Origin of the sequence: Vibrio sp. vnigr-6D03, from assembly GCF_002835515.1 — a bacterium.
Lineage (GTDB): Bacteria > Pseudomonadota > Gammaproteobacteria > Enterobacterales > Vibrionaceae > Vibrio > Vibrio penaeicida.
Genome location: NZ_PIZL01000020.1, coordinates 176,430 through 201,391 on the forward strand (window position 1 = coordinate 176,430; position 24,962 = coordinate 201,391).

Annotated in this window: 21 protein-coding genes; 13 read left to right on the top strand and 8 right to left on the bottom strand. The window is 44.0% G+C overall.

Annotated features, from left to right (window positions below; genetic code table 11):
• Positions 1-89: 89 nt before the first annotated feature.
• From CW749_RS17640 to CW749_RS17650, 3 genes are all read left to right on the top strand, one after another.
• The gene (locus CW749_RS17640; protein WP_101113587.1) at positions 90-362 is read left to right on the top strand and encodes an HU family DNA-binding protein; all 273 of its coding nucleotides are present in this window, start codon (positions 90-92) and stop codon (positions 360-362) included.
• A 327-nt stretch (positions 363-689) separates the two neighbouring features.
• Complete coding sequence (gene ppiD, locus CW749_RS17645) at positions 690-2,555, top strand: peptidylprolyl isomerase (RefSeq protein ID WP_101113588.1); 1,866 nt, start codon at positions 690-692, stop codon at positions 2,553-2,555.
• Between the two features lie 124 nt (positions 2,556-2,679).
• A complete protein-coding gene (locus CW749_RS17650; protein ID WP_101113589.1) occupies positions 2,680-3,000 on the top strand; it encodes a helix-hairpin-helix domain-containing protein in 321 nt (106 codons plus the stop codon).
• Positions 3,001-3,034: 34 nt separating this feature from the next.
• Here the strand turns inward: CW749_RS17650 and rrtA are convergent, their stop codons facing one another.
• Positions 3,035-3,613: a rhombosortase gene (rrtA, locus tag CW749_RS17655; protein ID WP_101113590.1), complete on the bottom strand. Its 579-nt coding sequence runs from the start codon at positions 3,611-3,613 to the stop codon at positions 3,035-3,037.
• Here rrtA and CW749_RS17660 point away from each other — a divergent pair.
• Positions 3,602-4,222, top strand: a complete 621-nt coding sequence (locus CW749_RS17660; protein WP_101113644.1) for a tRNA-uridine aminocarboxypropyltransferase — start codon at positions 3,602-3,604, stop codon at positions 4,220-4,222. The two genes, rrtA and CW749_RS17660, sit on opposite strands and share 12 nt — an antisense overlap.
• Before the next feature lie 40 nt (positions 4,223-4,262).
• On the opposite strand, the gene CW749_RS17665 is transcribed toward CW749_RS17660, so the two are convergent.
• From CW749_RS17665 to CW749_RS17675, 3 genes are all read right to left on the bottom strand, one after another.
• On the bottom strand, positions 4,263-5,582 hold the full coding sequence (locus CW749_RS17665) for an anti-phage deoxyguanosine triphosphatase (RefSeq protein WP_101113591.1): 1,320 nt from the start codon (positions 5,580-5,582) through the stop codon (positions 4,263-4,265).
• 62 nt (positions 5,583-5,644) lie between these two features.
• Positions 5,645-6,229, bottom strand: a complete 585-nt coding sequence (gene yfbR, locus CW749_RS17670; protein ID WP_101113592.1) for a 5'-deoxynucleotidase — start codon at positions 6,227-6,229, stop codon at positions 5,645-5,647.
• A 149-nt stretch (positions 6,230-6,378) separates the two neighbouring features.
• Positions 6,379-7,593, bottom strand: a complete 1,215-nt coding sequence (locus CW749_RS17675) for a pyridoxal phosphate-dependent aminotransferase (RefSeq protein WP_101113593.1) — start codon at positions 7,591-7,593, stop codon at positions 6,379-6,381.
• 249 nt (positions 7,594-7,842) lie between these two features.
• Here CW749_RS17675 and CW749_RS17680 point away from each other — a divergent pair, with 249 nt between their 5' ends.
• The 6 genes from CW749_RS17680 (at position 7,843) to menE (ending at position 15,144) form a co-directional block, all read left to right on the top strand.
• Positions 7,843-9,198 (top strand): isochorismate synthase, encoded by a 1,356-nt coding sequence (locus CW749_RS17680; RefSeq protein WP_101113594.1) that lies wholly within the window; start codon positions 7,843-7,845, stop codon positions 9,196-9,198.
• Positions 9,195-10,943, top strand: a complete 1,749-nt coding sequence (gene menD / locus CW749_RS17685) for a 2-succinyl-5-enolpyruvyl-6-hydroxy-3-cyclohexene-1-carboxylic-acid synthase (protein WP_237322481.1) — start codon at positions 9,195-9,197, stop codon at positions 10,941-10,943. Before CW749_RS17680 ends, menD begins: the two co-directional genes overlap by 4 nt.
• On the top strand, positions 10,930-11,724 hold the full coding sequence (gene menH, locus CW749_RS17690; RefSeq protein WP_101113596.1) for a 2-succinyl-6-hydroxy-2,4-cyclohexadiene-1-carboxylate synthase: 795 nt from the start codon (positions 10,930-10,932) through the stop codon (positions 11,722-11,724). The genes menD and menH overlap by 14 nt, the downstream gene beginning before the upstream one ends.
• Positions 11,725-11,739: 15 nt before the next feature.
• Entirely contained in the window at positions 11,740-12,606 is an 867-nt protein-coding gene (menB, locus tag CW749_RS17695; RefSeq protein WP_101113597.1) for a 1,4-dihydroxy-2-naphthoyl-CoA synthase, read from the top strand.
• Between the two features lie 114 nt (positions 12,607-12,720).
• Positions 12,721-13,707: an o-succinylbenzoate synthase gene (gene menC / locus CW749_RS17700; RefSeq protein ID WP_101113598.1), complete on the top strand. Its 987-nt coding sequence runs from the start codon at positions 12,721-12,723 to the stop codon at positions 13,705-13,707.
• A gap of 45 nt (positions 13,708-13,752) precedes the next feature.
• The gene (gene menE, locus CW749_RS17705; RefSeq protein WP_343232634.1) at positions 13,753-15,144 is read left to right on the top strand and encodes an o-succinylbenzoate--CoA ligase; all 1,392 of its coding nucleotides are present in this window, start codon (positions 13,753-13,755) and stop codon (positions 15,142-15,144) included.
• 102 nt (positions 15,145-15,246) lie between these two features.
• Here menE and CW749_RS17710 read toward each other — a convergent pair whose 3' ends face one another.
• Together CW749_RS17710 and CW749_RS17715 are read right to left on the bottom strand one after the other, a co-directional pair.
• Positions 15,247-17,121 carry an MFS transporter gene (locus CW749_RS17710; protein WP_101113600.1) on the bottom strand — a complete coding sequence of 625 codons (1,875 nt, stop codon included), beginning with the start codon at positions 17,119-17,121 and terminating at the stop codon, positions 15,247-15,249.
• Positions 17,122-17,130: 9 nt separating this feature from the next.
• Complete coding sequence (locus CW749_RS17715) at positions 17,131-17,727, bottom strand: TetR-like C-terminal domain-containing protein (protein WP_101113601.1); 597 nt, start codon at positions 17,725-17,727, stop codon at positions 17,131-17,133.
• Positions 17,728-18,050: 323 nt separating this feature from the next.
• Between CW749_RS17715 and CW749_RS17720 the strand changes: the two genes are divergently transcribed.
• Complete coding sequence (locus CW749_RS17720; RefSeq protein ID WP_101113602.1) at positions 18,051-18,923, top strand: Tim44 domain-containing protein; 873 nt, start codon at positions 18,051-18,053, stop codon at positions 18,921-18,923.
• Between the two features lie 171 nt (positions 18,924-19,094).
• On the opposite strand, the gene pta is transcribed toward CW749_RS17720, so the two are convergent.
• Together pta and CW749_RS17730 are read right to left on the bottom strand one after the other, a co-directional pair.
• A complete protein-coding gene (gene pta, locus CW749_RS17725) occupies positions 19,095-21,248 on the bottom strand; it encodes a phosphate acetyltransferase (RefSeq protein ID WP_101113603.1) in 2,154 nt (717 codons plus the stop codon).
• Between the two features lie 116 nt (positions 21,249-21,364).
• Complete coding sequence (locus tag CW749_RS17730; RefSeq protein ID WP_101113604.1) at positions 21,365-22,561, bottom strand: acetate kinase; 1,197 nt, start codon at positions 22,559-22,561, stop codon at positions 21,365-21,367.
• A 344-nt stretch (positions 22,562-22,905) separates the two neighbouring features.
• Between CW749_RS17730 and yfbV the strand changes: the two genes are divergently transcribed.
• Both yfbV and CW749_RS17740 read left to right on the top strand, forming a co-directional pair.
• Positions 22,906-23,358 carry a terminus macrodomain insulation protein YfbV gene (gene yfbV / locus CW749_RS17735; RefSeq protein ID WP_101113605.1) on the top strand — a complete coding sequence of 151 codons (453 nt, stop codon included), beginning with the start codon at positions 22,906-22,908 and terminating at the stop codon, positions 23,356-23,358.
• A 598-nt stretch (positions 23,359-23,956) separates the two neighbouring features.
• Positions 23,957-24,922, top strand: coding sequence for an ABC transporter substrate-binding protein (locus tag CW749_RS17740; protein ID WP_101113606.1), 966 nt, complete (start codon positions 23,957-23,959; stop codon positions 24,920-24,922).
• Positions 24,923-24,962 lie beyond the last annotated feature (40 nt).

Here is a 24,962-nt window from a genome sequence, read left to right on the forward strand (position 1 = left end):
TCCATAAGGTGCGGTTTAAAAATAACTAAATTTTTTAACGGAACGAATACTGCCATTTTGGAATCGGTAGTACTAAAGGGGAACATCACGTGAATAAAACACAACTAGTAGAAAAAATCGCAGAGAACGCTGACATTTCTAAAGCATCAGCGGGTCGTGCCCTAGACGCATTCATTGAAGCAGTGAGTGATACTCTACAGTCTGACGACCAAGTAGCATTGGTAGGCTTTGGTACATTCAGCGTACGTACTCGTGCAGCGCGCACAGGTCGTAACCCTAAGACTGGTGAAGAGATCCAAATCGCGGAAGCAAAAGTACCAGCATTTAAAGCAGGTAAAGCGCTTAAAGACGCGTGTAACTAAATTTGAATTGACCTGCTAAAGGTTAATTACTGGGAATGGCGCTCAAAAACGCCAAAAAGTCCTGAAATATGCGCATCAATGTGGTGCGCATTTCTTTTTCTGATATCATCTTCACCATTCAGCGCTATAGAGCGAAATGCCTGCTCCCTTCTGAGTAAGTGGCGGTCTAGAAAATTGAAAATGTACTCATTTCTTTAATGAACTTTTTTGTGGACTGCAGATCTAAATCACACATATTTATCAGTGAGCTGGATAATTAGATTCGCTACTGTGTAGATTTAAGTGCTTAGTCAGAGCTCAGGCTCAATTTTGGAGAGTTGTTACATTATGATGGAACGATTGCGCGAAGGCGTAAACAGCATCGCAGTTAAAATTATTCTGGGACTTATTATTCTGTCCTTTGTCTTCACTGGTGTCAGTGGCTATATCGGTAGTGGTAGCAACGTTGCTGCTAAAGTCGATGGTGTTGAGATTAGCCGCGGAGCTTTTGAGCAAGCGTATCAAAATGAACGCAACATGCTTCAAGCGCAATATGGTGAGCAATACGCTAACCTTCTTTCAGACCCCGATTTCGTTCAAAGACAGCGTCAGTCAGTTTTAGATAAAATGGTGAATGAAATCCTGCTTGAGAATCACGCAAAGTCACTTGGTCTGCGAATCAGCGATGAACAAGTACTTGGTATGATCCTGCAAATGCCAGAATTCCAATTGGAAGGCAAATTCAATCAGGACATCTATGAGACTTCTCTTCGCCGTGCTGGCTATACTCCAGAATCATTTGGTGAAGTAATGCGTCGCAGTGAAGTACGCAATCAGCTTCTTCAAGCGGTAAGCGCAAGTGAGTTTAGTCTTCCAGGTGAAGTTGCTGATCAATCTAAACTGATCACTCAGACTCGTGATATTCGTACGCTTGAGCTAAACGTTGAAGAGTTTGCAAAATCTGCAAATCTTTCAGATGAAGAGCTTCAAGAATACTACTCATCGAATGCTTCTCAGTTCACACGTCCAGAGCAAGTTAAGGTGTCATACGTAGAGCTTTCGGGTAATGCATTGAAAGCGAATGTAGATGTTACTGAAGAAGACATCGAAGCCTACTACCAAGAGAGCATTGATCAATACTCTACAGCAGAGCAGCGCAGCGTGAGCCATATTCTGGTTCAAGGTGATGAAGAAGCTAAAGCACAAGCTATTTTGGATGAGTTGAGTGCGGGTGCTGACTTCTCTGAGCTAGCAAAATCTCGTTCGGAAGATATCGGTAGTGCTGAAACTGGCGGTTCTTTAGGTTGGATTGAGCGTGATGTGATGGATCCAGCATTTGAAGAAGCAGCGTTTGCTCTTGCTGCAGTTGGTGATACAACTGGTCTGGTTAAATCTGATTTTGGTTACCACATCATCAAATTAGATGACTTGAAAGCTTCTGAAACTAAACCGCTAAGTGAAGTTAAAGACGAGATCAAGCAAGACATCGTTAACCAAAAAGCCGCTGACCGCTTCCATGATCTATACAATGACCTAGAGCGCATTGCATTTGAAGCACCTAACTCGCTAGAACCATCAGCAGAGTTGATTGAGAGTACAGTGCAAACTACGGACTTTGTTTCTCGATTTAATGCGCCAGAGATTCTAAGCAGCCCTGAAGTTCAAGAAGCTATCTACAGTGTAGAAGTGAAAGAAAATGGTGAAAACTCAATTCCTGTAGAGATTGCACCTGAACATGTTGTAGTGGTTCGTGTTGATGACGTTCGCGAAGAAACGGTATTGCCGTTCGAAGAAGTGAAAGATCAAGTTATGCAGCAGTTGTCTGTTGTCAAAGGTGAGCAAAAAGCCGTTGAACTTGCTGACCAGCTTATCGAAACTCTATCTAACGATGACACGAGTGTTCTTGAGCAAGAAGGCTTAGCGTTTGGCGAGCAAGAAACCATAAACCGTGGTAATCCACTTGCGAACACGGTATATGCTCTGACTAAGCCAGAAGAAGGCAAGAAAGTTTACGGACAGTCTAAAGACTTCTCAGGCAATATCGTTGTTGTTGAGCTAGCTGGTGTTGCTGCTGAAGAGCAACCAGCGTTTGCTGCACAAATCGGTATGCAGTTAGTGCGTTCTAACGGTGAACAAGATGTTATTGCATTGAGCAAAGCACTGCGTGAAAGCGCGGATGTCGAGTTCTACGTAATTGAGAGTACTCAGCCGTAAAAGTATGTAACTAATTTGTTTATCATACAGGCCGCACTATGCGGCCTGTTCTATTTCTAGTATTGACTGTTTTCTAATCATTTCCGTCTGTTCAGAATACGTTTTTTTATACAAGGAACGTAAAATGAAGTTCATCAAACTGGCTCTTATTGCATCTCTTTCTTTATGTGTGTCTCTTCCGGCTTTCTCAGAGAGCACCTCTTCGCCATCTAAAAGCACTCAAAAAGCGGATAAGTATGAAGGTATAGAAATTACTGTAAACATTAATACAGCGACTGCTGAGGAGCTAGAAACGTTATTGATTGGCATTGGTGAGAAGAAAGCCAAGGATATTATTCAATTTCGTCAAGAAAATGGTTTGTTTGAGAAGGCTGAAGATTTGATAAAAATTAAGGGAATAGGTAAATCTACCGTTGAAAAAAATAAAGAACGTATACTGCTTTAGATGATGTATTCCTGCGAGTTGGGGTGTTTATTCCTTAACTCGCTCCTACCGCTTTTATCCATCCCTTTGGTTGCAGGCTACCGAGAATTAACCCGATGATAGTTCCGGCAATGTGGGCTTCTGTCGCCACTTTCGCCTCAATGAGTGCTTCTGTGTCTGCCGAAGGGCCAACCCAGGTTTCCCACCCAACTTTTATTAAGATACCTAAAACCAGCAAGCCGCTGTGTTTTCTTCCCTGAATCGTTTCCGTAATGGCATAGAACGCAAAAATGCCATGTAGTACACCAGAAAAACCTGCATATTGGTACATATCGCTGGCTAACAGTCCAATTCCGATCAGTATGGATATAAGGGTGACAACAATGATAAGAGAAAGCCATGAAGCGGTATATCGGAAGAAAAAAGCGATGACCGCAAAGCTTGCAGCATTAAGCATGAGATGATTGAGATTGGTGTGTGTGAAGTTTCCTGTTACGATTCGCCACCACTGACCATTCAGTATTAAGTCAGCATTCCAAGGTAGCCAAGGTTGGAAAGCAGGGTACTCTGCAATTACCATGGCGATGAGGAATACGGTAACAACGGGAACGAGCTCTGCTTTATGTCTGATCATCAATCTGCTTCTACATACCGATATTGCCAAGATTGTGGCAAGGCAAAGAAAATGTGTATCTGCCATACCATACAAAACCTCCATTCTGAGGTAGAACTCATTATTCTTCAACATCCTGATGAAGTACATCGCGCGATGGGTACCGCAAGGATTTTGAACTTATCTCTAGATTCATGCCGTATTTTCGTCGGGGAAAACTTTTCAGAACACACAGAGCTTAACGATCTACTTCAAGATGACAGCTATAATCACTCGGTGCTGTTCCCAAGTGAAGAAAGTGTTCCAGTGTCTCACTTGGACAATGATGAAATCAGAAAACACCGTGTGCTGCTAATAGATGGGACGTGGAAAAAAGCGTATAAAATATGGCGGCTTAGTGAAAATTTGCACTCCTTAACGAGTGTCGCTTTACCTGTTGACCTTGAAGGTAATTACAGGATTCGAAAGGCACCTTCAAGTAATAGCCTGTCTACAGTTGAAGCAGGTTTTCATTTGCTGAATATTTTAGACGAATCGCAAGATTTTACTCCGCTGATAGAAAGCTTTAATCAAATGGTGGATATGCAGTTTAAACATATACCACCACATATCCGAGCTCAAAATTATTAGGGTATGTTGATCTTTCGAGATGAGCGCGCTTTCCACTGAATTAAGAGCAAAATAGTTGCTGATGCAACCTCTGAGCAGAGCCATCAGTTAATGATGAAATATAGTCAGTTATAACACGCATTCCACCATCGTGAGATTCTGTTGCTCTAATCCAGTCTTGGCGAATTATTTCCGGTAAGAGTCTTTTAGGATCGCCACTAAGCGCTTCAAAAATATCAATTATAATTTGTTGCCCTTTGTATTCAACAACCTGAACCTCTGGGATCTGGATAACATATCGACTCACGAATTGCTTGAAGATTTCCAGTGCTTTTTCGGCAGGTTCTTCTAACTTGGCGTTCCACCTCAATAGAGGCTCATCGAACCTTGTTTCGGTAAACTCTTTGACGCTAATACTGGTCAGCAGTGCGTTGACTATTCCGCCAATGGCGTCTTTTCTTTGGTAATGGACACCAGAAAATAGTTTTTCACTGATCTGTTGAATGTTCTCTTCAAACCATTTGTCGCCACATTCTGCCAGTTGGCTTGCCGCCACTTCCTGCCATTCTGAGCGATGAATCAAGCCCAATACAATCGCATCTTCTAGATCGTGAATCCCATAAGCAATATCGTCGGCAAGCTCCATAATGGAGCAGTCCAAAGACTTGTACTGTGTCTTTTTATGTTCAAATGGTGTGTATTCACGATCTCTCAGCGCCGAGAAGCGATCTTTATCGTTGTCGCTTAAAGGCTCTAAGACCCAATCAAACAAAGATTTGTCATCGTTATATATCCCTTTCGCAGGGTGCCAGTCGCTGGCTTTGAGTTTGCGCTGATTGGACACCGATTCTGGAACGGATGATGAACGCAGTTCGCTGATGAGAGCTGGGTATTTGATGAGCCCCAGTAGAGCTCTGCGAGTCAGGTTCATACCGTGGTGTTCAGTGTAAGGTTCAAGCTGGGTGACGATTCTAAAAGTTTGCGCATTACCTTCGAATCCACCGTGCTCACGCATCATATAATTCAACGCAATTTCACCGCCGTGCCCAAACGGTGGGTGGCCGATATCATGAGCCAAACATAAAGCTTCCATCAGGCTAGAGGTGGGGAGCAAGTTGGCGAGGTTGGGTTGTTTACGTTTAACCTGAGCGCGTATCCCTGAACCAAGCTGAGCTGCTTCTAGCGAATGGGTTAAGCGTGTTCGGTGAAAATCATTGACGCCAGTACCGTGGACTTGGGTTTTGGCTTGCAGTCGACGGAAGGCAGCTGAATGGAGGATTCGAGCGCGATCTCGTTGAAACGGGTCTCGATGATCGTCTCTGCGCATCTTTTGCTCTGCATTCATTCGAGTTTGCCATGCATTATGATCAGTTTCTGTCATTGAGTCCTCGCTCGTTTACTTCTTCTTGTACAGTAAGCCAAGTAACCTTATTTAGTGCTTGGTTAGCTTATTTCATCAAGAGACAATTCAAAGCTCTCCGCAAACGTTTCTAGAAAATAAGTCATCTCTGGGGATTCTTTTTCTTTTAACGTTTTATCGAGTCTTTTTTTCGCTTGCGCGTATTCGTGGTTACCCGCGGACAATTCTTCTAAGCACTTTAAGTATGCACACAAGCTGTCGGCTTGTTTGACGATATTTTGATCATCCTTATGCGCATTTTTTGAAATTAAGAAAGGTGCAAAATCCTCCCGAAATTCTTCTGGCAACATAGAGACAAGCTTTTCTTCTGCCGCCGCTTCTATTTTTTTGTATTCCTTGGCGATGTCAGGATTATAGTACTTTACAGGTGTAGGTAAATCGCCAGTTAGGACTTCGCTGGTATCATGGTACATACCCAACAGAGCGATTCGTTCTGGGTTAACATTGCCGCCAAATTTCTTATTTTTTATTATGGCCAGAGCATGCGCAACAAAGGCGACTTGCAGGCTGTGTTCAGAAATATTTTCTGTAGAAACAGAACGCATCAAAGGCCAACGCTGGATAAGTTTCATTCGGGCCAAATGAGCGAAGAAATGACTGCGTGCCATGAATGGCTCCTTTATTTAGGATGGGTGTGATACTCGAATAATTTCAAAGTGCTAGCTTGAGTATAGCGAGTAAGAGATTGAGCTGAAAGGTACAACTAGCTGAACAAAAAACGCCCCAATCAATATTGAGGCGTCGTTAAGATAAAAATTTACTGTTTGTAAGTGGTTAGGAAGCGTTCAAGCCGACCTATGGCGGTTTCCAAATCTTCGATATGCGGCAAGGTAACGATTCTGAAATGATCGGGCTCTGGCCAATTAAAACCGGATCCTTGCACTAGAAGTACTTTTTCCTGAATTAAAAAATCCTGAACAAATTTTTGGTCATTGGTTATGTTGAATTTTTTCACGTCAATTTTGGGGAATAAATACATGGCCCCTTTGGGCTTAACACAGGTGATTCCCGGAATTTGAGTAATCAAATCATAAGCTCGATCACGCTGTTCCAATAAGCGTCCACCGGGCAAAAGCAATTCATTGATGCTTTGATAGCCACCCAACGCGGTTTGAATGGCGTGTTGCATGGGAACATTGGCGCACAAACGCATTGATGAAAGCATATCTAAACCATCGACGTAGCCCTTGGCAATACCTTTAGGCCCGGTCAAAAACATCCAGCCACCGCGAAAGCCACAAACACGATACGCTTTAGATAAACCATTAAACGTGACCATTAAAACGTCGTCTGCCAGTGTCGAAATAGAAGTATGCGTAGCACCGTCATACAAGACTTTGTCGTAGATTTCGTCGGCAAAAATAATCAACTTATGCTGCCTAGCAACTTCAATCACTTCCAGAAGAAAGTCGCGACTGTATACCGCGCCTGTCGGGTTATTTGGGTTAATCAGCACCAAGCCACGTGTTTTTGGCGTGATTTTCGCCTTCATATCTTCAAGATCAGGATACCAATCGGATTCTTCATCACATCGATAATGAACCGCATTTCCACCCGATAAAGAGACGGCGGCAGTCCACAATGGGTAATCGGGGGCAGGGACCAGCATTTCATCGCCGTTGTCGAGTAGAGCTTGCATTGCCATAACGATAAGTTCGGATACACCGTTGCCGATGTAAACATCTTCTACATCAAGATTTAAAAGACCTTTACGCTGATAATGTTGAACCACCGCTTTTCTCGCGGAGTAGATGCCTTTTGAATCACAATACCCTTGAGAAGTGGGTAGGTTGCGGATTACATCAACAAGAATTTCATCTGGGGCGTCAAAACCGAATGGGGCAGGGTTGCCTATATTCAATTTTAGTATTTTATGCCCTTCTTCTTCCATGCGCTTAGCATGTTTGAGTACAGGACCTCGAATGTCGTAGCAGACATTGTCGAGTTTTGATGACATCCCGATATTTTGCATTGAGTAAATCCCGATTTATTTTATTTTAATTTCTAAAAGTACACTATTTAAATTCTTAATAGAATAAAAATCTGTTTGAAATTTCAGGTTTTTATATTGTTCTGACATACAGGGTCAAATTACTTGAATCATGCACCTCAGGTAACTTGAATATCAATTTTTGTGTAGCCCGAATTTTTCCCTAAATCCGCTCATATTTGTTTAACATCAACAAATAGAATAGCCGACCTAAGATAAGATGATCTCAGTTTGAAGCAGAGTGAGATTGCCTTGTTGCCACTACAAGCAAAAATTAACGAACTAATTGAATGTGTCTACCAAGGAAAGGAACACCAACATCGAATCAGTTTACCTATTGAACTTGATTCAAGTTTTTCTTTGCTTGATTGGTTAGAACATCAGCCTCATTCCCCTAAGCTGTACTGGAAATCGAGAGGCGGAAATATTGAAGCTGCCACACTAGGGCAAGTCTCCCAATTCCGATCGACTATTGATGCGCAAGTCGGGCTTAAGCCGAAGCAAAACATCTGGGTCGTTTCGAACTTTGCAGAGCACGAACGGTATAGTGTCAATACTAAAACCAATACCAACATAAAACCCGAATCTTATTGCTTTCTTCCTCAAATAGAATTGATTCGAAATGACAACGATTGGACGCTAAGCGTTAATCTCTCCAGCGATATAAGTAGTACTCTGAACGCGTTAGCTTCTTTGAGTGCCGGTTGCTCTAGCGTTTCCCGCCAGGTTCCTTTGCCTGAGCTCACCTTTGTTGAACATCAACCTACAGCAAAGATATGGGATGAATTGGTCGTTCGAGCGTTAACCCAATTTCAAAGCAGTGCATTGAAAAAGGTAGTTCTTGCTCGTCAAACAACATTTGAACAAACCCACACATTTTCTCCTTTTGCTTTTGTTCATTTGAGCCAGATAAAGAACGAGGGAAGTTATCACTTTGCATTTGCCATCGATGAAGAGATTGCATTTGTGGGCTCGACACCTGAGCGGCTATACAAACGTGTTGGATTGGAGTTAGAAACGGAAGCCTTGGCAGGAACGGTAGGAAGAGGGAGCAGCTCTGAACAAGACTTGTCGCTTTCGACTTGGCTGCTTAACGATCCAAAGAATCAGCGAGAGAATCAGCTCGTTGTTGAAGACATCGTTGGGCGTTTGGCGCCTCTTTGCAGTCAAATTCAAATTCAGCAATCTCCTAGCATCAAAAAGTTGTCCAAGGTTCAGCATTTACGCAGGGTGATTAAGGCAGAAATATCGAAAAAAACGAGCGGTGAATCCATCCTATCTGTACTTCAACCAACCGCCGCTATTGCGGGGCGCCCAAGAGAAGAAGCACTCGATTTTATTCAAAAATACGAGCCCATTAACCGAGAATGGTATAGCGGCAATGTTGGTTTTTTTAATCGAGAAGAAGCCGAATTCTGTGTGGCCATCCGAAGTGCAAAAATTACCGCTAAACACATTCATTTTTATGCCGGAGCGGGAATTGTTCCGGGATCAGAATCAGACAGAGAGTGGCAGGAATTAGACAAGAAAATGTCAACGCTGCTGAGTCTATTTAGCACGCTGCCAGAAGTGGAGGTAGCATCATGATTGAACAAGCGAGTTTGAATCGTGTTTGGGCAACGCTGATCTTAGAAGAGTTAACCCGATTTGGCGTCGAAGATATTTGCATCGCACCAGGTTCGCGATCAACACCGTTAACCTTAGAAGCTGATGCCAATTTGTCATTAAACCTTCATTGCCACTTTGATGAACGTGGCTTAGCATTTTACGCGTTAGGTTTGGCAAAAGCTTCTCATAATCCCGTCGCTATTGTGGTGACATCTGGGACGGCGGTAGCTAATTTACTGCCCGCAATATGTGAAGCCAACCTGACGGGAGAGAAACTTGTTGTACTCACCGCAGATCGCCCTGTGGAACTTATCGATTGTGGTGCAAATCAAGCCATCGACCAAATGGGAATTTTTTCCTCACATGTAAGCAAAGCCGTCAATCTTCCAAGTCCAAATACACGAATCCCTCCTAATTGGCTGCTATCCACTGTTGATGAGGCAATGCATTTTCAATCCGAGCATGGCGGTGTCGTTCATTTCAATTGCCCATATCCTGAGCCGCTTTATGATGGAAATGAAGCAAATTTCGATGATCCTTATCTTCTGAAAGTAAAGCCTTGGTATGAATCTCGCTCTCTCTTAACCGGAGTGTCTCACTTTCATTCTCAATCCAACCTTTCACCTGGCTCATTTAGCCAAGTCCACTCAATAGAAAGCAAAAAAGGCGTCGTGATTCTTGGCTCATTGAATTTATCTGAATCTCAAAAGGCGCTAGAGCTTGCGAAGTGCTTAGGTTGGCCTGTGTTCTGCGACCCGCAAAGTGGGGTGAGCAGCGAGTTTGCGCATTACGATCTCTGGCTAAGAAGCCCCGAGGCCAGTAAAGCGTTAGACGACTGCAATTTGATTCTTCAGTTTGGGGCGAGGCTCGTTTCAAAACGCCTATTAAATTGGATAGAAACACTCGGTGACCATTGTGATTATCAAATCGTTCAGCCTTATCAGCAACGACTGAACCCAAGCCATAGAGTGCAGCATAGAGTTATTGCGGATGTCGGTTCTTGGTGTGAAAACGCGTTGACCGAAATAAGTCCTTCAGACGTTCAATATCACGGTTGGGGAGATGCTTTAAAAAAAGTATCAGAAATCACTCAAAAGATTATTCGTTCTCACGAATTTGTAGCCTGTTCTGAAGCGGATTTAGTCATGCGTTTATTCGACTATACCTTGGATGAACCTACGGTATTCCTTGGTAATAGTTTGCTGGTTCGATTGGTGGATATGCTGGCGAAAACACCTGAACTCGAAATCTATTCAAACCGTGGAGCGTCAGGGATTGATGGTTTGGTTGCAACGGCAGCAGGTGTGCACTCAGCCAGTAAAAATAAGTCTTTAGTTATGATTGGGGACACCTCTTTATTGCATGATCTCAACTCTTTATCTCTCTGGACTCATGCCAATACTCACCCCTCAGTTATATTGGTTTCCAATAATGATGGCGGTGCTATTTTCGATTTATTACCCGTGCCCAAAGAGAGAAAAAGAGCGCTCTATCAAATGCCGCATGGGTATCAATTCAAGCACGCAGCCATGCAATTCGGTTTGAGTTTCGCGGCACCAAGTGATACTTCAAGTTGCATACAAGAAATCGTAAGCCACTTAGCGTCGGGAAATGGCACTTTGTTGGTTGAACTGATTACCCCTTCGGAGCAAACATCCTGCGAGCTAAAACCCATTACGGAACAGGTCTGTAATGACTTAGGGAGCCAGTATGCATTTAGGTAGTCAATGGTTGGCTTACCATGAAGCAAATGTAAACCAGCCTGTAGTGGTGTTTCTCCATGGTTTTTTAGGCAGTGCCTTTGATTGGCAAACCACTTCTAAGTATTTGAATGAATTTAACTGCTTAGGCATTGATTTAGCCGGGCATGGTAGAAGTGCCGCTGTTACGGCTGCGAATTTTTCTGAAGCGTGCGAACAAGTAAAGCGCACTCTGAAGAGGAGGCTGTCGCAAAATACCCCCGTTATTTTGGTTGGGTACTCTCTGGGCGCACGGATTGCGATGTCTGGCTTAGCGAATGGTCATTGGGATCGAGCCAATATTGTAAAAGTCGTATTAGAAGGTGGCCATTTTGGATTACAAAGTGAATTGGAAAAAGATGCCCGATGGAAAAACGACATTAAATGGGCGAAACGCTTTGCCAATGAAGATATAGAGCAGGTTTTGCAAAGCTGGTATCAACAACCAGTGTTTAACTCATTAAATCATGAGCAAAGACAAAGTGTTATCAACCAAAGACGAAATAATAATACGGTCGGCTTATCGAGAATGTTATGTGCTACGTCATTAGCGAAACAACCCTATTTGCTGGACGAAATATTAAGGCACGATTGCGTTCAATACGTTTGTGGCGACAAAGATGAAAAATTCAAAACGTTAGCGGAATCAAGTGGGTTGACGTTCAGTTTAGTTAAAAATGCTGGGCACAATGTGCATCAGGAGCAACCTGCAGCATTTGCTCAAATCATTAATCAATGTGTGACTGAGTACAAACTTCAGTCATAACTTCCGGAGAAAACTATGGCAAGAACGGTCGGTATTACAGAAGAGGAGCTTTATGCTCCGGTTGAGTGGGTGAGCTCAAGTAATCGTTATGAAGATATTCATTACCATAAATCATCCGATGGCATCGCCAAAATTACCATCGCACGCCCCCAAGTGCGAAACGCGTTTCGACCACAAACGGTGAATGAGATGATTCACGCTCTTGCTGATGCTCGATACGACAATAAGGTCGGGGCGATCATCCTAACAGGGCTAGGTGAAGACGCTTTCTGCAGTGGTGGTGATCAGAAAATCCGTGGCGATTATGGTGGATATCAAGATGATGACGGCACACATCATTTGAATGTACTAGACTTCCAGCGTCAGATTAGAACATGCCCAAAACCCGTGATCGCCGCAGTGGCAGGCTACGCGGTAGGTGGTGGTCATGTTCTTCATATGATGTGTGACCTGACCATTGCCGCCGAGAATGCTCAGTTTGGTCAAACTGGACCGAAAGTTGGATCGTTTGATGGCGGTTGGGGTGCATCTTACATGGCGCGAATTGTCGGGCAGAAAAAGGCTCGTGAGATATGGTTTTTGTGCCGATTCTACGATGCACAAGAAGCACTGGATATGGGGCTGGTGAATACCGTTGTACCGATTGAAGATCTCGAAAAGGAAACAGTACGCTGGTGCCGAGAAACATTACAACATAGCCCTATGGCACTGCGTTGTTTGAAAGCGGCATTAAATGCGGATTGTGATGGTCAGGCTGGGCTTCAAGAGCTCGCAGGTAATGCGACCATGATGTTCTATATGACGGATGAAGGGCAAGAAGGTAGGAATGCATTCAATGAAAAACGCCGCCCTGACTTTGATAAATTCCCTCGCAATCCCTAATTGGTTACTTAGGTAGCTTGAGTATATAACAACGTCATTGGCAAATTATGTCTAATAAAATCAATTGACGTGAAAGTAATTTGCCACTCAGTTAGGTAGGAAAAGGATAGTTCTATGCGAAATGTAAAGCTCTATAGGTATCAGCTGGCTATGGATAGCGGGGTGATATTACGTGATCAAAAACTTCCTCAACGAGAAGGTTGGATTGTTGAACTTACCGATAAGGGGAAAACCGGATACGGTGAAGTTGCACCTCTTCCAGGTTTTAGCCAAGAAAGTTTCGATGAAGCAGGAGAGCAATTACAACAAGCACTCGCATTATGGGCAAGTGAGGGGGCATTGAAATTAGATGACTTATTTCCATCGGTTGCATTCGGGTTATCTATTGCTCAAATGGAATTGGCGGGTGGGCTGCCTGAAAACGGCAACTACAATGTTGCTCCACTTTGTACTGGTGATCCAGACGAGCTACTGCCTATCCTTAGCCACATTCAGGGAGAGAAGGTAGCCAAAATCAAAGTTGGTCTCTATGAGCCTATTCGTGATGGAATGTTGGTGAATCTGTTTCTTGAATCCATCCCTGATTTGTCCCTTCGTCTTGATGCCAATCGATCTTGGTCGCCAGAAGAAGCACGCAAGTTCGCGAGTCATGTTAATCCTTCATACCGACAACGAATCGCCTTCTTAGAAGAACCCTGTAAAAGACCAGGTGAAAGCCTAGCGTTTGCTATCGATACTGGCATTGCTATCGCTTGGGATGAAACGCTTCAACATGCAGTTAAAGAAGAGGGCTTCAAATTATCGGAACTTACCGGAGTGAAAAGCTTGGTGATTAAGCCGAGTTTGATTGGGTCGATTGAACGTTGTGCCGCGTTGGTCAAACAAGCGGAAAAACTGGGTATATCCAGTGTGATTAGTTCTTCGTTGGAGTCCAGTTTGGGGCTAAATCAACTTGCCCGCTTGGCGCATTGGCTTACACCGAGCAGTATACCGGGGCTTGATACCCTGAGCTTATTTGCTTCACAACTTGAAGTCCCTTGGCCGGGTTCATCCTTACCCATCACATCGCTGGACTCCCAAGAGCTCGTGTTTCAGTGCTAAAAACACATAGTGGTTAAAAAGTACGTCAACCCACAGGACATGCCATTGCCAAATAACACGCTATTGCCAGAGGTGCCTTTACCGCAAAAAGCCCCTTTACCACAAAAAGACTCTTTACTGCGTAAATGGGCGAAAGCTCGTTCAAACGAAATCGCGCTAGTGAATGAAGATGAACATGTAACGTGGGAAGTGTTACTTAATAAGGTGATTGCCCGTAGCGAGTCTTTGAATGAAATGGGCGTCGCTGCTGGGGACGTGGTTGCGTGTGTTGGAAAAAACGATGACTTTCTTGTAAAGATCGCACTGAGTTGCCAAGAAATTGGGGCGATCTTTGCCCCAATTGCGTTTTCACCGAGAGAGATCATCAAGAAAAAGTTGGAGTCCATCACCCCTAAATTGGTGTTTGAGCAGCAACCGTCAGGTGAGTGGGAGTGCCAAAAGCAGGATCGGTTTGTTTCTCCAGAGTTACAGTTAGCGATTTCGAGTTTAATTTTCACGTCTGGGAGCACGGGCGATCCGAAAGCGGTTGCTCACACGGAGTCCAATCATATTACTTCCGCAACAGGGCTGTTGAGTGAATTTGAATTTAAATGGGGTGACTCGTGGTTATTAAGTCTACCTCTTTATCACGTATCAGGGCTTGCCATATTCTGGCGGTGGTTGGTATCAGGTGCGGCGATGTCTATTCCTACGACAAAAGGGTGGCTCCATGATTTGAGGTTTGTTACTCACGCGTCACTGGTTTCTACTCAGTTAAAGCGGCTTCTCGAGAGTGACGATATAGGCTTGCTGAAAAGAGTGTTGCTTGGCGGTAGTCACATTCCAAATACTCTTATTGACGGTGCCCAAAACCGAGGTATCGATACTTGGATGGGGTATGGGCTTACTGAAGCCGCATCGACTGTGACAGCAAAGCGCACCAATCAAAAACCTTCCTCGGGTAAGGTTCTACCATGCAGAGAAATACAATGCGTTGAGGGAGAGATTAGGCTTAGAGGGGATACGTTATCCAGTGGGTATTACCGTCAAGGGCAGATTAAACCGCTACAAGATGAAGATGGTTGGTTTTCAACGGGAGATTTGGGTTACCTAGAAGAAGGCGAGTTGATTGTCGTTGGCCGCAAAGATAACCGGTTTATTTCGGGTGGCGAAAACGTCCATTGCGAAGAAATTGAAGCGACGCTCAGTGCTCTCATTGATGTTCGTGTCGCCATAGTCATTCCAGTTAAGGATGAAGTCTATGGTTTCAGACCAATTGCGTTTCTTGATACGGATTCGCTACAGCCTAAAAAAGTGTATGAACGTACTCTGGCGAGTAAGCTAGAAAAGTTCAAGTGGCCGATTGAATATCATTTAATGCCAAGCGATCCCCAAAAACACGGAGGAGTTAAGATCTCTAGGAAATGGCTGGAAACGTGGCTTAGTGAACGAGCCTGAAAGCGATCAAGCTTAGAGTTAGAACTAATCCAAACCAAAAGAGCGTGTTAGCCGCTCTTTTGGTTTTTTTGAGTATAGTTTTGGTCGAAAAAGTAATATTGGTTAGCGCCAGTCGCCACGAAGTTCAGATACTTTTTCAAACATGTATTCTGTTGTGGCATCTTTTGGCTGAACAGGTTGGCCTGCTTCAATCTCCACTTTGGACCAAAAGCGTCGTGGGAAACCATGGCAAGCTCTACCATCTTTTGAACGGCTAAAGTAACTGCCCCAAAGCCCTTTGAGTGCCATTGGAATGACAGGGACTGGGGAACGCCTAAGGATCAAATCCATACCGCGCATGAACGAATTCATGTTGCCGTCATTGGTCAATCGACCCTCTGGGAAAATGCAAACAACGTCGCCATTATTGAGTGCTTTTTTTACCTCATTAAATGCTTGGCGAACAGAGCGACTATTAGTTCCGTCAATCGCGATAACGCCACCGTTCTCCAATAGTGTTTTAATCGGAGGGAAATGAGCGTATTCCTCTTCCATGACAAAACGTATTTGGCGTTTGCAAGCACCAATCATAAGTAGGGCGTCCATATAGCTGACGTGATTGCAGACAATCAAAGCCCCACCTTCTTTTGGTATGTTGGTCAGGTTCTTGTGCTTAACTCGATACATGGTGTGGGTGAACATCCACAACACCAATCGAGATAAGAACATAGGCACTTGCCAATACACGTAAGTGGCAACAAATATATTCAATACGGCAAGCAGTAAAAAGAGGGTTGGAATAGCCAGTTCGAGCACGCTAAGGCACACAATGCCCAACACCGCGCTACCCACCATGTAAATGGAGTTATAAATGTTGTTGGCAGCAATGATTTGGGCTCGTTCATTTTCACGCGCTTGTGTTTGCATCAATGTATAGAGTGGAACAATAAACAAACCGCCAGATGCGCCCAACATGAGCAAGCTAAAGAACACAGGCCAAAGATCAGGGTAGGTAAGGAAGCTCGTAAAATCGCTGAACACCGGTAAAGAGTCAGGAGTGAGCGTTGCCATCATGACACCAAAAACGCTGATACCAAAGCTACCGACAGGTACGATACCGGGTTCCAACTTATGTTTGGATATACGGTCACACGCCATTGAACCAATGGCAATTCCAACTGAAAACAGCGCAAGCAGAAAAGAGACAGCGCTTTCATTGCCATTTAAGTGCAGCTTTGTGTAATTTGGGAACTGAGTGAGGTAGCTCGCACCAAGGAACCAGAACCAACTGATGGCCATAATGGCTTGTAAAACGACACGGTCACGTTTCGCTATCGCCAACGTGTTTTTCGTTTGTGAAATTGGACGCCACTTAAATTCGACATCTGGAGCGGTAGGCGCTGCCTCTGGGATAGAACGACTTGCTACGTAACCACAACAAGCAAACCCGACAACGCACAGTGCGGCGACAGTGGGCGCATTATCGACCGATGCAATGACACCAGCACCAAGGGTGCCTAGCAAAATAGCAAGGAAAGTCCCCGTTTCTACCAATGCATTTCCTGGAACAAGCTCATCGCGCTTTAAATGTTGAGGAAGCAAAGCGTATTTAACCGGGCCGAAAAACGCAGATTGTGTTCCCATCAAGAAGAGCAGAATCAGCAATATCAAGTAGCTTTCGGTCACGAAACCGATAGCACCCAATGTCATGATGGCAATTTCCGCTAACTTCACTTTCCGTATATAGGCGCTCTTTTCGTATTTGTCTGCTAAGACGCCAGCGGAAGCCGAAAACAAAAAGAAAGGCAGAATAAACAAACCGGCCGCGAGATTTATAAATAGATTACTTGATACAGGAAGGGCTTCAGCTCCGGCGAAAGCAACAAATAACAACAAGACATTTTTAAAGATATTGTCGTTAAATGCGCCAAAAAATTGTGTAATAAAGTACGGGAGAAAGCGCTTTTGTGTCATTAAAGACGGGTGCTGGTTAGGCATTCAAATTCCTTATGCTTGCCAGTTAGCTAAATAGTTGGACAGTAAGTTGTCGATTAAAATTTTGCCATCGATTGGCGACGCAGAAAAGAATTTATCGTCTACGCTAAGCAAGGTAATTCCATGTACACCTGCCCAAAGAACTCGACTGGCTTCGACTACGTTCTGATCAGATCCTTCAGGGGTGATCATTTGAATTAGGCTCTCAAGCATGCCAGTCATTTTGTCTATTCGCTCTGACTGCCAAGTTGGTAACTCTTCCCCGTTCATCGTGTGCTGAAAAATCAGCTGCCAGCGATGCGGGTGTGCCAAAGCAAAATCGTGGTAACAATACGCCAGCTTATGTAGGGCATCAATGGGGTGCTGAGCATCCTCAACGGCTTTTTCTGCTTGCTGCGATAGCTCATCCAAAGTTTGTGCAACGGCTTGTAATAGCAATAAATTATAATTGCCAAATACATTTACAAGAGTGCTAGGGACGTAACCAATCATGTTGGCAATCTTTCTGAGGCTGAGCTCGTGGTGAGGTTTTTCTTCAAGGAAAGATTTCACGTTATCAAGGGTAAGTGCTATCAATTCTTCACGTGTATGATCGTTACGTCTGGCCATGGTTGAATGTATTAAAATGAACAATGTTCATTATTTTAAGTGTCGCTTATATAGGGGTCAAGACGAGAAACACTTGTGAGCTCAAATTACTGAAATCTGAGCTGTACGGAAGCGTATCTACGTACAGTTTTTTCATTTTTCAATGAATTGCAGAACTTAATGATGATTCTATTAGCAATATCCTGAAACACACATTTGTGTTGCACGTATTTTAATGTTAACAACTTGAGGCTATGATTCTTAAAGTACTTGTGTCGCCTTGTTTTTCGCTTGGGTTGCCCATATGTACGTACTGTTAAAATCAGAATTAAGAGAAAATAACGATGAAACGATTATTTGCGTTTGTCGCTTTATTGATGATTTCCGTCACCGCTGCACCGATTGCTGAAGCAAAGAAATTCGGTGGTGGTAAATCATTTGGTAAAAGCCACAAAACTGCGCCTGCTCCAAAACAGCAACAACAAAACACTAATACTGTCGGCAAAGATCAAGGTAAACAAACCAGTGGCAAAAAAGGCTTAATGGGTGGTTTGCTAGGCGGTTTACTTGCGGGCGGACTACTAGCAGCATTCTTTGGCGGTGCGTTTGAAGGTATCCAGTTTATGGATATTCTGATCATGGGATTGATTGCCTTTGTTATCTTTAAGTTGATGAAAGGTATGCTTGCCTCTAAGCAAGGCAGTATGAATCAACAACAACCGGCTTACTCTGGTGCAAACCGCAATACGTTTGAACCACAACAGCAGCCAAATGTTCATAACTTCGAGCAGACTCAGCCGTTATCTGGCGGATTTGGAGCTGCAGGTACAAGTGACGTTCCACACAATTACCCACCGGGTTTTGATCATGCTGCATTTGTTAATGGTTCTCGTGAGCACTACCGCAAATTGCAAGGAGCTTGGAATCACAACGAACTAGAAACGATTCGTGAGTACGTTTCTCCAGGTTTGTTTGATGACCTATCTGCAGAACGTGCAAAGCTAGAAGGCGAGCAACACACTGACGTTATGTACGTGGACGCTGAAATTGTTCGTGCGGATCACAATGCAACGTCTGCACAGCTTAGCCTTCAATTTAGTGGTCGTTACCGCGATGCAGCAGAAGGTGTAGAAGAAGACATCACAGACGTTTGGCATTTAGAGCGTGATTTAACACAACCTAATGCGCCATGGCTGATTGTTGGTATTCAAGCGTAACGTTTAATTTGGTTACCCTATAGACATAACCCCCTTCCTCTTCGAGGAAGGGGGTTTCTTATTTGTGAAAGGTCGACTTTGTGAATGGTCGATTTATCAAAAGCTTTAAAATCAATTTGAACAGGCACAAAAAAACCGCCAACAGGCGGTTTTTTTAATTATCTCACAGAATTAAGCTTCGGCTTCTTCTGCTTGTTTTGCCTGAATGGCAGTCAGTGCAATAGTGTAAACAATGTCGTCAACCAAAGCGCCACGAGACAAATCGTTAACTGGTTTACGCATGCCCTGAAGCATTGGACCAATTGAAACAAGATCCGCACTACGCTGAACCGCTTTGTACGTTGTGTTACCTGTGTTTAGGTCAGGGAATACAAATACAGTCGCTTTACCCGCTACCGGAGAGTTAGGTGCTTTAGAAGCAGCTACGTTTTCCATGATTGCAGCATCGTATTGAAGTGGACCATCAATAACCAAGTCAGGACGCTTTTCTTGAGCAATTTTGGTTGCTTCACGTACTTTTTCAACGTCTGCACCCTGACCGGATGTTCCTGTCGAGTATGAGATCATTGCAACGCGTGGATCGATACCAAATGCAGCTGCAGAATCTGCCGACTGAATCGCAATTTCTGCTAGTTGTTCCGCGTTTGGATCTGGGTTGATAGCACAGTCACCGTAAACCAAAACTTGATCAGGCAGAAGCATAAAGAACACAGACGAAACAAGAGAAGCGCTAGGCGCCGTCTTGATAAGCTGAAGTGGTGGACGAATGGTGTTAGCTGTTGTGTGAACCGCTCCAGAAACCAAGCCATCAACTTCTTCGCGCTCTAGCATCATTGTGCCAAGAACCACTGTGTCTTCTAACTGCTCACGTGCAACGACTTCCGTCATGCCTTTGTTCTTACGCAACTCAACCAAGCGAGCAATGTATTTTTCGCGAACGACTGCTGGGTCGATGATCTCAACGCCACTGCCTAAAACAACACCTTGCTGTTCTGCTACACGCTTAATCTCTTCTGGGTTACCTAAAAGTACACACTCCGCAATACCGCGTTCTGCACAGATAGCTGCAGCTTTCACGGTACGTGGCTCATCGCCTTCAGGAAGTACAATACGTTTTGCAGCGCGACGAGCAAATTCAGTTAGCTGGTAACGGAATGCTGGTGGGCTTAGACGACGAACTGCAGCAGAGCCTTCAGTTAGGGTGTCAATCCAAGGGCCATCAATGTGGCTGGCAACGTGGTCGTTAACGAACTCAATTCGCTCACGGTCATCTGCGGGTACTTCTAGGCTAAAGCTTTGTAGGTTCAAAGACGTCTGCCAAGTGTTACCTTGTGCCTTGAAGATCGGCAATCCTGTTTCAAAAGCAGGTTTACATAGGTCAACGATTTCTCTTGGGATATCGTAGCCACCTGTCAGTAAAATCGCACCAATTTCAACGCCATTCATTGAAGCCAAAGCAGCTGCCACAATAACGTCTGGACGATCGGCTGATGTAACAAGCAGAGAGCCAGGTCGGAAGTGCTCAATCATATTTGGAAGCGAACGTGCACAGAACGTTATGCTCTTGATACGACGGCTCGCAATATCGCCTTCATTAATGATATCTGCGTTCAAGTGCTTTGCCATATCGATAGCACGAGTAGCAATCAGGTCGATGCTCCAAGGCACGCAACCTAGCACGCGAATTGGACTAGAGTTGAATATTTGCATCACTTCTAGGTTCGCTTGGTGCGCACTGTCTGCATCATCAAAGATTTCAGACAGGTCAGGACGAGTACGACCAGCATCATCAACAGGGGCGTTCAACTTGTTAATGATAACGCCAGAAATGCTCTTATTTTTTGTTCCACCAAAGTTAGAACAAGCAACTTCGATTCGCTCTTTTAACTGAGTTGGATTGTCAGTGCCTGGTGTCGCAACAAATACGATTTCAGCACCCAACGTTTTCGCAATCTCGGCATTTACTTGGTTAGCAAATGGGTGCTTACGAGTCGGAACCAAACCTTCGATAAGTGTTACATCGGAATCTTTGTTAATTCGGTTGTAACGCTCAACTACAGTTTCAAGCAGCTCATCCATTTTTTCAGCACCAATAAGTGCTTCAGCTTGGGTCATCGGTGTAGGATCGCCAATTTTCATGTCGCTATTGAAACTAACAATAGTTGACGTCAGATCAGGTTGGTCACCGCCGCTGCGTGGCTGTGCGATTGGCTTGTAGAATGAAACTTTAACGCCTTTACGCTCCATAGCGCGTAAAACGCCCATGCTAACACTGGTAAGACCAACACCTGCGCTAGTAGGGATAAGCATAATAGTACGTGACATAGGGGATTCCTATCACTATCAGGTAAATGCTTTGCGAAGCTAGAATGTTCCCAAAGCTGAAAATAAGAACTGGCTAAACGCACTCATCGGCACGTTAGCCAGTAAAAGTCAGTTTATTATAGACCTGCTAAACGCGCAGTGTCTTCAGCAATAACAAGCTCTTCATTTGTTGATACAACCATTGCAGGGATACGGCTTTCTGCTTTAGTAATGGTGCCTTCTTTACCAAAACGTGCTTTTAGGTTTGCTGCTTCATCAACTTCGATGCCGAATACGCCAAGACGGTTTAGAACCATTTCACGGATTGGGCCAGAGTTTTCACCGATACCGCCAGTAAATACGATAGCATCTAGACGACCTTCAAGTGTTGCTGTGTAACCTGCAACGTATTTCGCTAGACGGTGACAGAATACATCCATTGCACGTGTCGCTTCTTCTTTTTCACCGTAGTTGTCTTCAACAAAACGGCAATCTGAAGTGACTTCTGTCAGACCAGCAAGACCAGACTCTTTTGTTAGCATGGTGTTGATTTGCTCTACTGAGTAACCAAGTGCATCGTGAAGGTGGAAGATGATGGCTGGGTCGATATCACCACAACGAGTACCCATCACTAAGCCTTCAAGCGGAGTCAGACCCATTGAAGTATCAACAGACTTACCGTTCTTGATTGCACAAACTGATGCACCGTTACCTAGGTGGCAGTTAATGATGTTCAATTCGTCTGCTGGTTTACCCAAACGCTCAGCTGTTTCACGAGCGATAAATAGGTGAGAAGTACCGTGCATGCCGTAACGGCGGATACCGTGCTCTTTGTACAAGTTGTACGGAAGTGCGTATAGGTAAGCTTCTTCTGGCATAGTTTGGTGGAATGCGGTATCGAATACAGCGGTCATTGGTAGGCTTGGGAAGGCTTTTTGTGCAGCCTTGATGCCGATGATTGCTGCTGGGTTGTGAAGAGGTGCTAATGCTGCACAATCTTCAATACCTTTAAGAACGGCATCATCAATCAATGCAGATTGAGTAAATTGCTCGCCGCCGTGCACTACACGGTGACCAATTGCTTTCATTTGATCTGCAAGCTCAGGTTTTGAAGCAAGAATAGTTTCAACAATGAAAGACAACGCTTCATCGTGCGCAGCACCATTACCTAGTTGTGCTTCGTGCTTTCCATCAAGTTTCCACTTGATGCGAGCTTCTGGAAGATGAAGACATTCAGCAAGACCTGTAAGGTGCTCGTCGCCGTTTGCTGCATCAACAATTGCAAACTTAAGTGAAGAACTACCGCAGTTTAAAACTAAAACTAGCTTAGACATGAGTGACTACCTGTTATTCGTCTGATAAAAGAATCAGTTAAGGATGAAAATCAATCGCAAGCATAAATGTCTTTTTGAAAAGACAAATTACGCTTGGTCAAAAAATACTTGAAATTCCGTATCGTTGGACGCATTGATACTTTAATCAACGCGAATACGCTTCCTTGCAAATAACACTCACGGTTGCCTAAATTGTAAATAACAGCAACAATGAGATTGAGGGTTTGCTAAGGATAGCGATAATGACCCAAGATAACAAAAAAATTTGAGTGCATTTTAACTAGAATCAATTTTTTTGCAGCTTTTTTTTAAAGATTGTCAATTTATTTTAGTGAGAGGTTGGTGTGAACAATAAAGTCGGGCTCATCCATAGTTTGAAAGATGGTCAAAAATACATGGATACTTGGCCTGTGCGAAAGGAGCTGACCCCTCTTTTTCCAGAACAACGCATCATTAAGGCAACAAAATTTGGTGTCAAAGTGATGCCAGCTGTCGCTGCGATCAGCGTGCTGATGCAAATGGTGTTTGAAAACCAGCAAGCGATGCCTCAAGCCATTGTGATGGCTTTATTTGCGATTAGCCTTCCTCTACAGGGTATGTGGTGGTTGGGTAACCGTTCTAATACACAGCTTCCGCCCGCACTTGCAAGCTGGTACCGAGAAATTCATCAGAAAATTATTGAAGCCGGCGGCGCGCTCGAGCCAATAAAAAGCAAACCACGATACAAAGAACTGGCCGTAACCCTCAATCGTGCGTTTAGGCAGCTTGATAAATCTGCGTTGGAGCGCTGGTTTTAAAATCAGATAGATTTTTGATAGGTCGGTTTCTTACCAGTAGACCCTAAAGTAAATTCCTGAAAGGAGGCTAGGGTCGTTTGATTCCAGCCTCCTTTTTTTGTTGTCTTATTAACGATCTGTAATCATGTCCCACGTACGCTTGTCCCAATTCAGCATGTAAAACTGCACGGCTTCTTTCATTTCTATTTATAAAAGTCAATTTCATTAGCTAAGATTTATTTTGAGTTATTGATTAAAAATACATCGTCTGTTTTTTATTCAAATGATAAGAATATTACTTTGCTCACTCTTAAATATCGTGGTTTTGTGTGCTGGTTAACGCAAATTTCACGTTTTGTTACTTTGTTGTTAATCCTCTCTTCCCTTTACTGAGCCTTACTGGTAAAAATGTGTACATATGCGTAAATAAGCGCGTACAAAATATAGAAACTATAATTAGTAGCTGTTTGTTTCAGATTTCCTAGACTTATGAGTAGGTCACCACACCACAGGTGCACCATTTAGAGTACTTAGAATCAAAGAAATAAAACAAGTAAGCCGCCAGGAGATTGGCAGCCACAACATCACAACAACTTTACTGCTGAATCAAGGAGTCAAGATGAAAGCAAGTCAAATCATTGCTACCGCGTGTATTGCCGGTGCAGCGTTACTTTCCTCTACAGGTGTTATTGCTAAAACGGCGAAAGTTGCCGTATCACAAATCGTAGAGCATCCCGCTCTGGACGCGACACGTCAGGGTTTGCTCGATGGTCTTAAAGAAAAGGGTTATGTGGAAGGGAAAAACCTAGAATTTGAATATCGTACAGCACAAGGTAATCCGGCGATCGCGGTACAGATAGCACGCCAGTTTGTTGGTGAAAACCCAGACGTATTGGTTGGTATTGCTACGCCAACTGCACAAGCCTTGGTTTCTTCAACTCGCTCTATTCCGGTTGTATTCACTGCGGTAACCGACCCTGTTGGCGCTAAGCTGGTAGGCAGCATGAAAAAGCCAGGCAAAAACGTCACAGGCTTATCTGATTTATCGCCTGTTGCTCAACACGTTGACTTAATCCAAGAGATTTTACCAAACGCTAAATCTATCGGTGTGGTGTATAACCCAGGTGAAGCGAATGCGGTTACTCTTGTAGAGCTTTTGAAAGAAGCAGCGGATGCAAAAGGTCTCAAAGTTGTTGAAGCGACGGCTCTAAAAAGTGCGGATGTTCAATCGGCAACTCAAGCCATTTCCGCTAAATCTGATGTAATTTATGCCCCTACAGATAACACCGTTGCGAGTGCCATTGAAGGCATGATCGTCGCGGCGAATCAAGCGAAAACACCAGTTCTCGGCGGCGCTACCTCTTATGTTGAGAAGGGAGCAGTGGCAAGCTTAGGTTTTGATTACTACCAAGTCGGTGTACAAACGGCTGATTATGTAGCCGCTATTTTAGAAGGTGCGGAACCGGGTAGCCTAGATGTGAACGTGGCAAAAGGTTCTGACCTTGTTGTGAACAAAACTGCTGCTGAAAAGATTGGTCTTACCATTCCTAATTCCGTTCTGGATCGTGCAACTAGCGTAAAATAATAACACTAAGCCCGAATAGTGCTCGCTATTCGGGCTTTTT